15 protein-coding genes are annotated in these 15,720 nt (G+C 30.0%); 12 read left to right on the top strand and 3 right to left on the bottom strand.

Features of this window, described 5'->3' with window-relative positions; genetic code table 11:
- Positions 1–23 precede the first annotated feature (23 nt).
- A complete protein-coding gene (locus KQH81_RS14010; protein ID WP_027637574.1) occupies positions 24–1,373 on the top strand; it encodes a glucose-6-phosphate isomerase in 1,350 nt (449 codons plus the stop codon).
- Positions 1,373–1,810, top strand: a complete 438-nt coding sequence (locus tag KQH81_RS14005; RefSeq protein ID WP_099335982.1) for a YaiI/YqxD family protein — start codon at positions 1,373–1,375, stop codon at positions 1,808–1,810. Before KQH81_RS14010 ends, KQH81_RS14005 begins: the two co-directional genes overlap by 1 nt.
- A gap of 54 nt (positions 1,811–1,864) precedes the next feature.
- Here KQH81_RS14005 and KQH81_RS14000 read toward each other — a convergent pair whose 3' ends face one another.
- A complete protein-coding gene (locus tag KQH81_RS14000) occupies positions 1,865–2,041 on the bottom strand; it encodes a hypothetical protein (RefSeq protein ID WP_155850223.1) in 177 nt (58 codons plus the stop codon).
- A gap of 141 nt (positions 2,042–2,182) precedes the next feature.
- On the opposite strand from KQH81_RS14000, the gene KQH81_RS13995 reads away from it, so the two are divergent.
- From KQH81_RS13995 to KQH81_RS13970, 6 genes are all read left to right on the top strand, one after another.
- Positions 2,183–4,219, top strand: coding sequence for a triple tyrosine motif-containing protein (locus KQH81_RS13995; protein ID WP_027637572.1), 2,037 nt, complete (start codon positions 2,183–2,185; stop codon positions 4,217–4,219).
- 88 nt (positions 4,220–4,307) lie between these two features.
- Positions 4,308–5,024, top strand: a complete 717-nt coding sequence (locus KQH81_RS13990; RefSeq protein WP_178310692.1) for a pseudouridine synthase — start codon at positions 4,308–4,310, stop codon at positions 5,022–5,024.
- A gap of 345 nt (positions 5,025–5,369) precedes the next feature.
- Positions 5,370–5,675 carry a YerC/YecD family TrpR-related protein gene (locus KQH81_RS13985; protein WP_027637570.1) on the top strand — a complete coding sequence of 102 codons (306 nt, stop codon included), beginning with the start codon at positions 5,370–5,372 and terminating at the stop codon, positions 5,673–5,675.
- A 129-nt stretch (positions 5,676–5,804) separates the two neighbouring features.
- Complete coding sequence (gene pcrA / locus KQH81_RS13980; protein ID WP_230028424.1) at positions 5,805–8,060, top strand: DNA helicase PcrA; 2,256 nt, start codon at positions 5,805–5,807, stop codon at positions 8,058–8,060.
- Positions 8,061–8,086: 26 nt separating this feature from the next.
- Entirely contained in the window at positions 8,087–10,078 is a 1,992-nt protein-coding gene (ligA, locus tag KQH81_RS13975; RefSeq protein ID WP_407647303.1) for an NAD-dependent DNA ligase LigA, read from the top strand.
- A 118-nt stretch (positions 10,079–10,196) separates the two neighbouring features.
- Positions 10,197–10,517 carry a hypothetical protein gene (locus KQH81_RS13970; RefSeq protein ID WP_230028420.1) on the top strand — a complete coding sequence of 107 codons (321 nt, stop codon included), beginning with the start codon at positions 10,197–10,199 and terminating at the stop codon, positions 10,515–10,517.
- Between the two features lie 26 nt (positions 10,518–10,543).
- Here the strand turns inward: KQH81_RS13970 and KQH81_RS13965 are convergent, their stop codons facing one another.
- Positions 10,544–10,792, bottom strand: a complete 249-nt coding sequence (locus tag KQH81_RS13965) for a hypothetical protein (RefSeq protein WP_035770265.1) — start codon at positions 10,790–10,792, stop codon at positions 10,544–10,546.
- A gap of 95 nt (positions 10,793–10,887) precedes the next feature.
- Here KQH81_RS13965 and KQH81_RS13960 point away from each other — a divergent pair, with 95 nt between their 5' ends.
- Together KQH81_RS13960 and KQH81_RS13955 are read left to right on the top strand one after the other, a co-directional pair.
- On the top strand, positions 10,888–11,328 hold the full coding sequence (locus tag KQH81_RS13960) for a hypothetical protein (RefSeq protein WP_027637567.1): 441 nt from the start codon (positions 10,888–10,890) through the stop codon (positions 11,326–11,328).
- 57 nt (positions 11,329–11,385) lie between these two features.
- A complete protein-coding gene (locus KQH81_RS13955; RefSeq protein WP_180269217.1) occupies positions 11,386–12,939 on the top strand; it encodes an ABC transporter substrate-binding protein in 1,554 nt (517 codons plus the stop codon).
- A 106-nt stretch (positions 12,940–13,045) separates the two neighbouring features.
- On the opposite strand, the gene KQH81_RS13950 is transcribed toward KQH81_RS13955, so the two are convergent.
- Positions 13,046–14,407, bottom strand: a complete 1,362-nt coding sequence (locus tag KQH81_RS13950) for a hypothetical protein (RefSeq protein ID WP_099335978.1) — start codon at positions 14,405–14,407, stop codon at positions 13,046–13,048.
- 171 nt (positions 14,408–14,578) lie between these two features.
- Here KQH81_RS13950 and rdgB point away from each other — a divergent pair, with 171 nt between their 5' ends.
- Positions 14,579–15,190: an RdgB/HAM1 family non-canonical purine NTP pyrophosphatase gene (gene rdgB / locus KQH81_RS13945; RefSeq protein WP_027637564.1), complete on the top strand. Its 612-nt coding sequence runs from the start codon at positions 14,579–14,581 to the stop codon at positions 15,188–15,190.
- Between the two features lie 15 nt (positions 15,191–15,205).
- Positions 15,206–15,682 carry a metallophosphoesterase gene (locus tag KQH81_RS13940; protein ID WP_027637563.1) on the top strand — a complete coding sequence of 159 codons (477 nt, stop codon included), beginning with the start codon at positions 15,206–15,208 and terminating at the stop codon, positions 15,680–15,682.
- Positions 15,683–15,720: the final 38 nt, after the last annotated feature.

Genomic DNA, 15,720 nt, shown 5'->3' with positions numbered 1-15,720 from the left:
AGAGTAAACTGGAGGTAAAAGATATGAAGAAAATGTTAAGCTTAGATTTATCAAAAATCAATCCTTATGTAGTTGACCATGAGATAGAGTATATGCAGGAAATGGTTAAGGATGCTCACAAAAAACTTCATGAAGGAACTGGAGCAGGTAATGACTTTTTAGGATGGCTTTCATTACCTTATGATTATGACAAAGAAGAATTTACAAGAATAAAAAATGCAGCAGAAAAGATAAAAAAGAATTCAGAAGTTCTTATAGTAATCGGAATAGGTGGTTCTTATTTAGGAGCTAGAGCAGCTATAGAAATGTTAAATAATAGTTTCTTTAACTCTATAGAAAAAGAAGAGAGAAAAAACCCATATATCTTTTTTGTGGGAAACAATATAAGTTCAACATATATGAATGATCTTTTAAATCTAGTTAAGGACAAAGACATTTCTGTAAATGTCATATCTAAATCTGGAACTACTACAGAACCAGCTATTGCATTTAGAGTGTTCAAGGATTTGATGGAAAAGAAATATGGAAAAGAAGGCGCAAAAGAAAGGATATTTGCGACTACGGATAAGAGCAGAGGAGCTTTAAAATCTTTATCAGATGCAGAGGGTTATGAAACATTTGTAATACCTGACAATGTAGGAGGAAGATATTCAGTATTAACAGCTGTAGGTCTACTTCCAATAGCAGTTTCAGGAGTTAATATAGATGAAATAATGGAAGGTGCAAAGGATGCAGCTGATTATTTTGCTAATGAAAATGTTATGGGAAATGACTGCTATAAATATGCTGCAGTAAGAAATATATTAAATAGAAAAGGAAAAGATATAGAGATCTTAGTTAATTATGAGCCAAGATTACATTTTATTGGTGAATGGTGGAAACAGCTTTATGGAGAAAGCGATGGAAAAGACAATAAGGGAATATTCCCAGCAGCAGTAGATTTCTCTACAGACCTTCACTCAATGGGACAGTTCATACAAGAAGGTGCTAGAACTATGTTTGAAACAGTTCTTCAAGTAGAAAAGGTTCCATCAGAAGTAGAAATAGAGGCATCACCTGAAAACATAGATGGATTAAATTTCCTTGCAGGAAAGACAATGCAGTTTGTAAATGATAAGGCATTTGAAGGAACACTTCTTGCCCATCATGATGGTGGAGTACCTAATATGATAATAAATATACCTGAAATGACTCCATACTATTTTGGACAAATGGTATTTTTCTTTGAAAAAGCATGTGGAATAGGTGGATACTTACTAGGAGTTAATCCATTCAATCAACCAGGAGTAGAAGCTTATAAGAAGAATATGTTTGCTCTTTTAGGAAAGCCAGGATATGAAGAGTTAAAGGCAGAGTTAGAAAAGAGATTATAATGAGGATTTTAGTAGATGGTGATGGTTGCGCAGGACGTGATATAATCGAAAGTGTAGCTAAAAAGCATCAGCTTGATTTAATAGTATATTGTGATATTAATCACGTAATTACATTGAATTATGGTGAGGTAAAAGTATGTGATAGTGAGTTTCAAAGTGTAGACAATATACTATTTAATAATTGCATTGCTAAGGATATCGTGGTAACTCAAGATTATGGTGTTGCAGCTATGGTGATATCAAAAAAGGCATTTGCAGTTAGTCCTTCAGGGTTTGTATATGATGAGAGTAATATTGATAGATTGCTTTTTGAAAGGCATATGAAGGCTAAAGCAAGACGTGGAGGACAAAGAACAAAAGGTCCAAAGAAAAGGTCTAAAGAAGATGATGAAAGGCTTTATAGGTCCTTAAACAATATAATATGTAGTAATAAGTAATTAATAAAGGGATGTCTGAAGATTTTCAGATATCCCTTTGAATTTTGAGGATAATTACTTAAACTCATTCTTAACATTAGACTTTACTTCTTTTGCTATATCATCAGTATTTATTATATTTTCATATCCTTGAACTATGGTAGAACTAGTAAGAATATTTTTATCCTTTGGATTTTTTGGATCACTATTAAATTTGTAATCTATGAACGTACCTTTTGTAAATCCTGGCATAATCAACACCTCCTTAAGAGTAGTTTTACAAATAAATAAATTAATTATTCTTAAAATCGGTAAAATAGTCCTGAAAACCCTATTACAAAATATGGAATTATAGTATAATTAAAATATATATCATATTGCGGGGGTCTAAAGATGAACGAGATAGAGATAAAAATTGAGTCACAAGAGCCACAAAAAGTGCATAATGGTAAAAATATAATTATTGCTAATGAATATAAAAAAAATTTACTTTACAAATTTATGATTGGAAATAAAGGATTGTGGAAAACAATTAAAGACTATTCTGAAGAAAAGATATGCACTTGGAATCCAATAAATAATGGGGAATATATAGTAATGGTTCAGGCAAAAGAAAAAGAAGGTAAGAAAAATTCTATTTATGTTTCAAGAATTTCTTATAAAATAGGAGAAGATGATAACGAAGATATAATAAACTATATAAGACTAAATAAAGATGAATATAGAGTAGGAGAAAAACTTACTTTAGTTGTTGAAACAAATTACACTGATGTTATGTATAGATATTGGATACGAGTTGAAGATTCATGGGAGCTCATAAAAGATTACAGCATTGAAAATGTACTAATATACACTATACAGGATCAAGGTAGTCAAGAAATTTTAGTTGAATGTAAAAATATAAATTCTTCAAATAAATTTGATGACTTTAAAACTGTGAGATTCAATGTAAGAGAACCTATTCCAGTGGAAATCTCGGGTTTCACACCATTAACTGAGGGTGATTTTTTAGTTGATGAGGAAATTGCGGTTAAAGTCGATGTATTAAATAAAGAAAACAAGAATGTTTTATATAAATTCTATAAAGCAGATAAAAATGGACATGTAGAATTCAGTCAAGATTATTCTACGAAGCCTATATTCTCTTATATAGAAAAGAATCAAGGAAATTACAAGCTTCTATGTATGATAAAGGATATGTATTCTTTAGAGGAATATGATGATAGAGCTATTTTAAATTATGAAGTAAAACCTTACAATGATGTGAAGATATTAAACTTTAATAGCGATATGGCATCACCACAATTATTAAATAGAGAGATATCTTTTCAGACTCTAGCTGTTGGAGGGAAAGACCTAAGATATAGATTTCTGATAGAAGGCATCCATGAAGAAGACAGCGGATTTACTAGAATGAATACTTTTGTATGGAAGTCTAAAGCAGAAGGACAGTATACAATAAAAACCTTTGTAAAAGATGTATCCTCAAAAGAAGAATACGAAGCCATGAGTTCTATGAATTTTGAAATAACAAATGAACAGTATGTTCCTATAAAAATAAAGAATATAGTAATAGATAAAGCGAGAAATTATGTAAAAGGAGAAACTATAACTGTACGTGTAGATACTACAGGAGGAATTGATCCATTATATCAATTTAAAGTATACAATGAAGATGAAGAGGTAGAATGTAGAGATTACAGCAAGTCAAATTGGATGAGCTTTACACCAAATAAAGGCGGAAATTATAAGCTCCATATTAGAGTAAAGGACATAGGATCTACCAAAGAATTTGATTGTGAGACCTTTGAATGCTTTAATGTACAGGAATTTATATCAGGAACTTTAGATTATGTCCTTATGAATTCTAATGAATATTATAGGATAAAGGATAAAATAGCTCTTGATATAATAGCTGAAAATACATCAAATACTTATATAAAATATACTCTTACTATAAATGATAGAATTGTTGAGGAAACTCAATATGGAATTAGTAAAAGATATTGTTTTATTCCAAAGGTAAGTGGAAAGTATGTCGTTGATATATATGGAAAAAATAAATTTAGTAAAAAGGAATATGATTGCAAAAAGCAAGTGAAGATATTAGTACATGATACTCTCCCTGTTACTGATATAAAAATAAAAGCTAGTGTACCTGTTATACATGTAAATAACGGAGTAGATTTTTTTGTAGAAAGCAGTGGAGGTCGTGACGTTGTATATGAATTTTATTTAATGGAAAGAGGAGATTGGAAGAGAGTTCAAAGTTACAGCAAGAAAAATTTTTATTCCTTTATGCCTTTTGCGGAAGGGGTTCATAAATTATTGGTTCTTGCAAAAAGTTTTCATAAAAAGTCAGCATATGAAGATTATAAGCTTTATGAATTTAATGTAGAAAAATCAACAGATACTGAAGATGCTATATAAATATTAATATGGCAGATATAAAATCTCTTGCACTAAAGAAAAATTACATATACTATAAATATTAGTATATATACATGGAGGATAACTGATGGAAAGATTAGATAAAGTACTTTCAAACTTAGGTTATGGAAGCAGAAAAGAAATAAAGGCAATAGTTAAAAAGGGAAATGTAACTGTTGATGGAGTTATTTTAAAAGACAGCTCAGTTCAAATAGACCCAGATAAATCTGTTATCGAGATAAATGGGGAAAGAATTGAATATAAAAAATACGTTTATCTTCTTATGAATAAGGCAGATGGCTATGTTTCAGCCACATTTGATAAGTTTGACCCTACGGTAGTCGATTTGCTTGAACCGGAAGATGCGGTTTTCAATCCATTTCCAGTAGGAAGATTAGATAAGGATACAGTTGGACTTCTTCTTCTTACTAATGATGGAGAACTAAATCACAGACTTATATCGCCTAAAAATCATGTTGACAAAGTATATTATGCTCATATCAACAAGGGTGTAAACGAGAAGGATCAAAGAGCTTTTGAAAGAGGCATAACTATTGATGATGGATACAAGTGTCTTCCTGGAAAACTTGAAATAATAAAGAGCGAGGAAGAATTTAGCGAGGTTTTAGTGACCATTCATGAAGGAAAGTTTCATCAAGTAAAAAGAATGTTTGAAGCTCTAGAGAAAAAGGTGATTTATTTAAAGAGGATAAAGTTTGGACCTATAGACTTAGACGAAGAGTTAGAGGAAGGCCAATATAGGGAGCTTACAGATGAAGAGATAATGGTGCTAAAATCAATTTAAGTCAATGTTTAAAATTTAACAAATATAGTATAAAGATAGCAAATAAATATGACATTTATTATTCAGTAAAGAAGAATATAAGAATTTTTTAATGTAAGGAATTTAAAATTACTAATTACTAATTTTAGTGTGGTTGAATAAAAAAGGGGAATTTACTATAATAATGCATGCAAGATAAATAAAAAGATAGATAGCCCCCTTTTTATTTATTCCCAAGCACAACCTTCCCCCAAGGGTTGTGTTTTTTTTGCGAAAAATTAAGTTATTTCAAAAACTATAGTATAACAATGAAATTAATGGTAATATATAAATTAATAGTAGGATTAGTGAGGGGTGTTATAATTCATGATGGAGTACAAGTCAAAATTGCAAAGTGAAGAATTGGATTTATTATTTGAAGCAATTTTAAAATTAAACACTATAGAAGAGTGTTATCGATTCTTTGAAGACATTTGTACTATTAATGAAATAAAATCTTTAGAGCAAAGGCTGCAAGTGGCAAAAATGCTTCAAGATAAAAAGACGTATCAGGAAATAGCTCATAAAACTGGGGCTAGCACTGCAACAATAAGCAGAGTTAATAAAGCATTGAATTATGGCAGTGATGGATATAAAACAGTCTTAGAACGTATGGATTTAAAAAACGAATAATCTTAACTTGTATAAACATATTGAGACATAAAGAATAAGGGGAGGGAAACCTCCCTTTAATATATGAGGATTAAAAGAATTAATATATTGTGATATAATAATTTGTACATCACGAAAGGGAGTGATTTAATGGACTTAAAATCTCTATTAAATAAGGAACAATATGAAGGTGCTACTACCATAGATGGCCAAGTGCTTATATTAGCTGGAGCAGGAAGTGGAAAGACAAGAGTACTTACACACAGAATAGCACACATGATAAATGATTTAGCTATATATCCTTCTCAAATATTAGCTATAACTTTCACCAATAAAGCTGCAGGAGAAATGAAAGACAGAGTTAGAACGCTAGTTGGAGATGAAGCAGAATACATGTGGATTTCTACATTCCATTCAACTTGCGTGAGAATTCTCAGGAGAGAAGCAGATAAAATTGGATATCAAAAAGATTTTAGCATATATGATACATATGACCAAAAAGCTCTTATAAAACAATGCATGGCTGAGCTTAATATAAATGACAAGGATATAACTGAAAATGAGATATTATCAAAAATAGGTAAGGCTAAAGATAATCTTATAGGACCAGCCAGTTTTAAAAGAGAAAATGAGGATAATTTTAGAGAAAATAAAATTGCAGATGCATATATATTGTACGAGAAGAAACTAAAGAATAATAATGCTATGGACTTTGATAATCTTATCTTTAAAACTATAGAACTATTCAAAAGCAATCAAGAGGTGTTAGAGTTTTATCAAAGAAAATTCAAATATATAATGGTAGATGAATATCAGGATACCAACAGAGCACAATATGAATTTACAAGGCTTTTAGCTGATAAATACAAGAACATATGTGTGGTTGGAGATGATGATCAGTGTATATATATGTGGAGAGGAGCAGACCTCAGAAATATTTTAGACTTTGAGAAAGATTATCCATTAACTAAGGTAATAAAACTCGAGCAAAATTATAGATCTATGGGAAATATTTTAATGGCAGCAAATGAGGTCATAAAGAATAATAGTGAAAGAAAGAGAAAGGTATTAAGAACAGAAAAAGCCAGCGGAGAAAAGATAAAAATGTACAGAGCTCCTTCTGATAGAGATGAAGGAGAATTTGTAGCTTCTCAAATTCAAAAGATAAAAGAAGAAAAAGGTAAGAGCTATAGGGATTTTGCAATACTTTATAGAACTAATGCTCAATCTCGTGTATTTGAAGATGTTTTTATAAAAAGAGGTATACCTTATAGGATACTTGGTGGACTAAAATTCTATGATAGAAAAGAAATTAAGGATATGCTTGCCTACCTTAGAGTAGTCGCAAATCCAGCAGATGATATTAGTTTGAAAAGGATAATAAATGTTCCAAAGAGAAGTATAGGTGATGCAACAATATCCAAACTTCAATCTTTTGCCGATAACTCAGAACAAAGCCTTTTTGATGCAGTTATGGAAGCAGAAAATAATTCAGCTCTTACAGCGAGAAATATAACTTCAATAAACAAATTTGCAGACATACTTACAGAACTTAGGACCATGGGAGAAGTACTTCCAGTATCAGAATTTATAGAATATGTTTTGGAAGTAACAGGATATTTAAATGAACTTAAAAATTCAAAAAATCCAGAAGATGAAAGTAGAGTTAGCAATTTAGAGGAACTTGTATCAGCTGCAGTTGAATTTGAAAAGACATCAGAAGATAAAGGTCTTTCAGCTTTCCTAGAAAAAACTGCTTTAATATCTGATATAGATAATTATGATGAGAATGCAGATACAGTTGTACTTATGACCGTTCACAGTGCTAAAGGTCTGGAATTTCCTGTAGTATTCATGGTGGGAATGGAAAATGGTATATTCCCAGGAGCAGCATCTCTTAAAGAACCAAGTGAGATGGAAGAGTCTAGAAGACTGTGTTATGTTGGTATAACAAGAGCAGAAGAAATTTTATATATGACTTCAGCAGAAATGAGAAGAGTTTTTGGTAGAACTCAATGTTATGATAAATCAGAGTTTTTAAGAGAGATATCAGATGATTTAAAGGAAAATGTAAATGGGAGAGGAGAGGTTTTTACAGGTTCATCGAGAACTTTTGATGGAGGATATAGAAATAATACTTCATATGGTAGAAATCCTCATGGACTTCAAAATTTATATAATAAGAGTTATAATAATGGATCTTCAGTTAATAATAAAACTATTAGGGAAGATAGTGCAGAACTATCAGAAATGGTGGTTGGAAGAAAAGTTAAACATAGTAAGTTTGGTGTGGGAACTATAGTCGCTTCAAGTGGAGAGGGAGCAGATAAGAAAATTACTATAGCTTTTGATGCCAATGGAATAAAGCAGCTTCTAGCTTGCAGTGCACCTATAGAATTATTGTAAAATCAGGCTTCATGGAGGAAATGGCTGTGGATAAGAGAAAAAGAATAGAGGAATTAATAGAAGAGCTTAATAGATATTCTCATGAATATTATGTATTAGATAATCCTTCAGTAAGTGATAAGGATTATGATATAAAATATGATGAATTAAGAAAATTAGAAGAGGAAACAGGGATAGTGCTTCCTTATTCACCAACAGTTAGAGTTGGTGATGGTGTACTTCCTCAATTTAAAAAATATACACATAAAGCTAGGTTATGGAGTTTGGATAAAGCTCAGACATTAGGAGAGCTTGAAGATTGGCATAGAAAAAATTTGAAAGCAGTAGAGGACTATAATAAAACAGCAGAAAGCCCTCTTCCACAAATATCTTATGTTGTTACGAAAAAGTTTGATGGGCTTACTTTAAATTGTACTTATGATGAAAGTGGGATTTTTGTAAAAGCTGCGACTAGAGGAACAGGAGAGGTTGGAGAGGATATTACAGCTCAAGCAAAGACAATAAAGTCACTTCCTCTAAAGATAGACTATGATTATCAAATAGAGATACATGGAGAGGCTATAATGACTAGAGAAGCTTTTGAAGCATATAATAAAAGTGCAGAAGAGCCTCTAAAGAATCTTAGAAATGGAGCAGCGGGAGCTTTAAGAAACCTAAATTTAAAGGAAACTGCAAAAAGAAATCTTACGGCATTTTTCTATGATGTAGGATATAATGAGGGAACACCATTTAAAACTTATATGGAAATGATGGACTTTATAAAAGAAAAAGGTTTCTTAATGGATGACTATTTAAAACAATGCTCTGATATGGAAGAAATTGAAAAAGAAATAAAATATATAGAGCATATAAGATTTGATTTAAATTATGATATAGATGGTGTCGTAATAGCAATAAATGATATGAGGACTAGAGAGCTTCTTGGATATACTGTGAAATTTCCTAAATGGGCCATAGCCTATAAGTTTGAAGCTCAAGAAGCAGTTACAACTCTTATGGATGTAGAATGGAATGTTGGAAGAAGTGGAAGAGTAAGTCCAACTGCTATATTAGAACCGGTGGAATTAGCAGGAGTTACTGTAAAAAGAGCCACTTTAAATAACATGGATGATATTCATAGAAAAGGAGTTAGACTGGGATCAAAGGTATTTGTAAGAAGATCTAATGATGTAATTCCTGAAATCATGGGAGTAGCTGAGGAAAATACAGAAACTACTAAAGAGATAATACCTCCAACTCATTGCCCTTATTGTGGAAGTGAGATTGTTTTGGATGGAGCACATTATTTTTGTGAGAATACATTGTCCTGTAAGCCACAAATGGTAAAGAGCATAGTACATTTTGCCTGCAGGGAGGCCATGAATATAGAAGGATTTAGCGAAAAAACTGCAGAGCAGCTATTTGAAAAACTAGACATAAAGTCTTTAAGTGATTTATATACTTTAAAGAAGGAAGAACTATTAACCTTAGAGAAATTTGGTGAGAAAAAAGCACAAAACTTACTAAATGCTATAGAAAAAAGCAAAAATTGTGATTTAAGTTCATTTGTATACTCTTTAGGAATACCTAATGTAGGAGTAAAAACTTCTAAGGATTTAGCTAAGAACTTTAAAAGTTTGGATGGAATCAGAAATGCAAAGGTTGAAGATCTAGTTTCTATTCAAGATATAGGAGATATAGTTGCAAAAAGCATAGTTGAGTTCTTTAAAGATGAAAGAATTCAAAAATCAATAAATGATCTTTTAAATTTAGGGGTTACTCCTAGATTTGAAGAGACATCAGTAGTTGAGAATCCATTCCAAGGTAAAACAGTAGTCGTTACAGGAACCTTGAAGAACTATTCTAGAGGAGATATCAAAGCAAAATTTGAATCTTTAGGTGCAAAAGTATCATCTAGTGTAAGCAAAAAAACAGATTATGTTTTAGCAGGTGAAGAAGCAGGATCCAAGTATAATAAAGCTGTAGAATTAGGAGTTAAGATACTTTCTGAAGATGAATTTACTGAAATGATAAATTGATGAAATTTTAAGATTTTCTTAAAATGATTAACATTCCATAAAGTGGTATTTACAAAAGTATTTTAAAATAGTAAACTAGTAAAATGAGTTAAAGAAAAAATTTTGTGGAGGAAATCAGATGAGATACAATAATATATATAGAAATTCAGTATCGTTAAAGTCATTAATAAAAGACGGTTTGACGGTATTAAGCTGGGCATCAGTAACATTTACTATAATAGTTTTAATAAGTGTTTTTCTATCCACTCATAATATAATTTATATCAAGTTTTTAAATAATTATTACGCACTGCAAATATCAATGAGCATAACATTTTTCTTGTGGTCGGCTAAGTTTTTTACCTATGGCAAAAATAAGACTTCAAAATTTACATATTCATTTATTTGTATGCTTTTATCCATAGGATCTTTATGCTTTACAATGCTTAATGTATATTAGAATATATGAAAAGAAGCTGTATATATTTATTCAGCTTCTTTTTTTTCTATTATGGGTTCATCATCTAAAGCTTCATCGTCACAATCATTGTAAAATGATTGGTCATCTACATAATCCTTTCTTAATAAAACTATATTTTGGTTTAATTTTTCCAAAATGTAATTTTTATACTTCATTTGATAAAACATTTTATTTAAAGTTACAAAAGCAGCAATAGTCATACCTATAAAAAATAACATAGTAATAGCTGCTAATATTTGAATAAATAATACCATAAAAACCTCCAAATTATTAGGATTTTATACTAGCTATATTATATCACAGTTTTTTACATCATATAATATATAAATCAATTTTATAAGACAGGGATATGAAAAAAATATTAAAAGAAGTAGCCGAATCTAATGAAACAATTGATGCAAATACTGAGGTACTAAAAAAAATAAAAATCAATAATGTATATTATAATATAACCAGAATTTGTTGGAAATATGACACACAATATCTTTTATTATACAAAGATAAAGAAATTATGGAAATGATATTGAGAGGATTCAAATATCAATACTACTTTAAATTTGAAAAATCAGGATTAGTAGACTTTAATCATGTAGAGAAATTTAAGAAAAAAGTAAAAGAATTAAATGTATCAAAAGGAATATATATAATTACTGGAAAATTTGATTCTAAAGTAAAGATGAATAGGTATCTATATTTTTTGCGAAAAATTTGGCTTATAGATGGGAAAATGTTTTTAAAAACCCAAAAATCTTTAAATGAAATGAATTTTTATAGATATATTCCTAAGTGATTAAACATTTTAAATCCTGTCAATAATTTAAGATAAGATTTTATGACGGGTGATTATATGAAAAAATGTTTGATGATATTTATTATATGTATACCATTAGTATTTAGTGGATGCATAGAAAAGAATGCTACAAAAGAAGATGAAAAGAGAAGCGTACCTATAATCAGTTTAGAAAATATGCCTGAATCTTTAGTATCATTTCAAAATAAAGATGAGGAGGAAATAGCCTGTGCTTTATTTGATGGTCTTGTAACTTTGGGAGATAATGGAGAGATTGAAGGAGCATTAGCGAAAGAATATAGCGTATCAAATGATGGAATTACTTACAATTTCAAATTAAGAGATGATATATTCTGGAGTAATGGCAAAGAGATAACTTCCTATGATTTTGTGGATTTTTTCAAGAATTTATTAGACCCAAAACAAAAGATAGAAGGCGCAGAGAATATGTATTGTATATTTGGAGCAAAGGATTATAATCAAGGGAAAGGCCAGTTTAGTTCTGTAGCAATAGATTCTGTAGACAAAAAAAATCTTAGGATAAGAATGAATTACAAAGATGATAGTTTCCTGTACAATTTAACGAAACCTGAATTTAGACTTAGAAAAAATTTTGATTTACTTAAGAATTACAAAAATCAATATGAAAAGATAGATTATAGTGGACCATATAAAATAGCTTCTCTAGAAGACGGCAAAACTTTAAAACTAAAAAGCAATGAAAAGTATTGGGACACTCCTAAAGCTAAGGAGCTTGTTATATCTATAAACAGTAATGAAATGGCTACGGCTGCTTTTGGACTTGGGAAAGTAGATTTTTTATTTAATCTACCCATAGCAGAGAGCCAGTCTTTAGAGGAATTTGTTGATTACACTTATGTAGGTGATATGTATGCCGTTGTATTCAATATGCGAAAGGATAAGATAGGAGAAAATTTAGTTTTTAGAAGAGCTATAGAAGAAGCACTTAAAGTTTTATATATAAAAGATGATATATATAAAGAAGGTGGGTTCGTAGATACAAGAGGGAACATGAACTTTATAAGCAGGGAACAAGGAGCAAAGCTTGTTATGAGCACTAATGAGCATGACAGTGTAAATTTATCAAAGGTGAATCAATGGTTTAAAGAGATGAATTTTGATAAAGACACAGAAATAACTTTGCTATGCCCTAAAAATAATACGGCTATGTTTCTCGGCGAAAAACTTAAGAATGTCCTTAAGGAAGAATTAGAGATTAATGCAAAAACCTTGTATTTAGATGAGGAAGAGTATGAAAAATCATTAAAAAATGGAAACTTTAGTTTTGCATTGAAGCTATTTAAAGATAGCAAAAACCCAACAGGTTTTTTTAATTACTGGACAAAAGATAACGAAAAAAATTATGCTGGATATTCATCCATTGAATATGAAAAGATTTTTCAAAAATATAAGACTTCTTTAAGTGACAGTGATAAGGTTCTATTAAATCAAATATTAAAAAGAGATGTACCATACGTTCCAGTATGTTATACGAGCATGAGTTATGGAGTAAGTCCTAATATTTCGTCTTTAAAGCTTGATGGAAATAACAATATAAACTTTAAGACCATAGAGTTTTCAATGAAATAGGAATATCACTTATAATTAACAACAAAAAAAAGCCCCTGAATTTAGTTGAAATTAAGCTAAATTTATGGGCTTTTTCGTTACAAAGTTTTATGAAAATGATTAATAGCTAGTTTAAACAGAAAAGACATAAAAATATAGGATATATTGAGTTGTCAGCATTAAAAGAATTTTTTATGTCTGTAAATTGATATTTTTTAGTTTTAAATTTTACTGATTTATAAAATATAGGAGCAATAGACGAAGCCTCAGGTGTTGGGATGGAATTTTGTTTGAAATTATCTTCACTAATTAAATCCTCAGATTTTTGGGTAAAGTCTCTATATCGTTCTAAATTATTTAGGGCAGGCGGATCAGGCCAGCTACCTATGATACCAGATGAAATAAGACCTTTTCTATAAACATTAACTATTTTATTTGAAATTTTTGAGTCGTCTTTGAAAGAATATATTGCAGCTATATATGATACAAAATCTTCACCATAGTACGAGATTTCTTTTTTGTCCTGCTTCTTTATAAATATGCCTATATTGTCATCATAAGATAATGAGAGTTTCTCCAATAAAAGTTCTTTTTCCTTAAGAAAGAATTCAGAGTTCATATTTTTATTAAACATATCTATATTTATTAGAAGCAGTGAATATTCACTTATGTCATTGCTGTGGCTGTTTTCCTGAGTATAAAAGTCATCAATAGCCCAGTCCATTAAGTCTATGAGTAAAAGTTCTGCATTAGTATCTCTAGAAGCTTCATAGTATATATTTAACCCCATAATAAATTTGTACATCTCTTCTGACGGAAGTTCGTATAATTCATCTTTATAGGTGGTAAACATATTTAGTATATCTTTAGAAAAGGATTTAAATTGTTCTGCATCATGAGCATTTGGATCTATAGAATACTTGTAATATGCAGCCATGAGCATGCATTGGTCAGAAACTTTGTATTTATCATCTTTTATTTCAAAAGCTAAGTTGCTACCATTTGAACCAGTATACTTTTTATTTACAAACATTCCATCATCATTTCTTAGGTATTTTAAATAGAAATCTAATTGAGCTTTTGCCATATGTGAATATAGAACTCCTAAAGAATAAAGGTTCTTGTCCAATTTTTCAAATTGATAATAGTAATCAGCCAATTTTAAAAGGCTTAGTGTCATATAAACATTACCACTTACTGTGAGTTCTTTTTTGAAAGAAGAATCATCCCAATAAGGTCCATACTTTCCTTTTATTATTTTGTCATGAGCTTTTTTATAAACACATAAAAGTGGAGAATTCTCCTTAAATATGTTAATATCAGTGTTAGGCGTAGATTTTATCTTTAGATCCTTTAGGGATGTAGTTATTCCACATCTAGAATTTAAAGCTATATGCTTTAATGATTCTCTAGAAAAGTATAATAATTGATTTGATATATTTTCTGGAGTCATGGAATTAATTCTTAAAAAAGGGCCTATATACTTCAATTTTAAATCTCCTCAAAAGTAATCCTTATATAAATAATATGTAAGAGAATGGGATTTAGTGAATATATATTTCTAAAATTTTATAAATTACTGAATATGATTTAACGATTATCTAAGAAGAATCAGATGATAAGAAATTTTATGAGTCTTATAATCAATAGGAGGATAGATATGAAAAAAATAATAGTAGCAAGTAATAATAAACACAAAATACAAGAGATAGAAGCAATTTTAAAGGACATAGATATAGAAGTCGTGTCTTTAAAAGATGAAGGGATTTTTATAGAAGTAGAAGAAGATGGAACAACATTCAAAGAAAATTCTTATAAAAAAGCAAAAGAAATTTATGATTATTTAATATCAAAGAAATATGATAATTTTATAGTGATGGCTGATGACTCTGGTATAAGTGTAGATGCACTTAATGGAGAACCAGGAGTATACTCAGCGAGATATGCGGGAGAGCCTTCAGATTCAGATAAAAACAATGAAAAACTTTTAGAAAATTTAAAAGATATTCCTTGGGAAAATAGAGGTGGAAGTTTCATTTGTCATATAACTCTTATAGATGACAATGGAATCTCATACGATGCAGAAGGGGTAGTGAGAGGAATAGTTACTACGGAATTAAGAGGAAGAGATGGTTTTGGATATGATCCTCTATTTTATATAGAAAAATATAAAAAGACTTTTGGAGAAATTGATAGCTATGAGAAGAATAAAATAAGTCACAGAAGCTTAGCATTAGGAAAAGTTAGAGAAATTGTACAAAGCATAAAGTAGAGGAGGAACATAATAGTGCTTATTGCAGTACTGAGTGACACTCATAGATATGAAAGCTATATAAAGATGGCAGCAAAGATGTGTAAAAATGCAGATATAATATTACACTTAGGTGATAACGTTAGTGATGTAGAAATAATAAAAAAGTATACAGGGAAAGATGTTGTTTTTGTAAAAGGAAATTGTGACATTGAGAGATCTGTTAAGGTAGATCAACTCATAGAAGTAGAGGGTAAAAATATATTTATGACACATGGACATGAATATGGAGTGAAAAGCGGTTTATTAAACCTGCATTATAGAGCGAAGGAGTTAAATGCTGATATAGCCCTATATGGTCATAGTCATATTGCATCTATTGAAAGGCATGATGGGATATGGCTTATCAACCCAGGCAGTACATCGCTTCCAAGAGGACTAAAACATACTATGGCGTTCATAGAAATTAAAGATGGAGTAATAAATTCTTGGTTAAAGGACATAATGAGATAATGTTATAAAATAAATTTAAAAAAAACTAAAAAAAAGTT

Source organism: Clostridium cadaveris (assembly GCF_020911725.1).
GTDB lineage: Bacteria > Bacillota > Clostridia > Clostridiales > Clostridiaceae > Clostridium_X > Clostridium_X cadaveris.
This window is presented reverse-complemented; position numbering and strand designations above follow the sequence as displayed.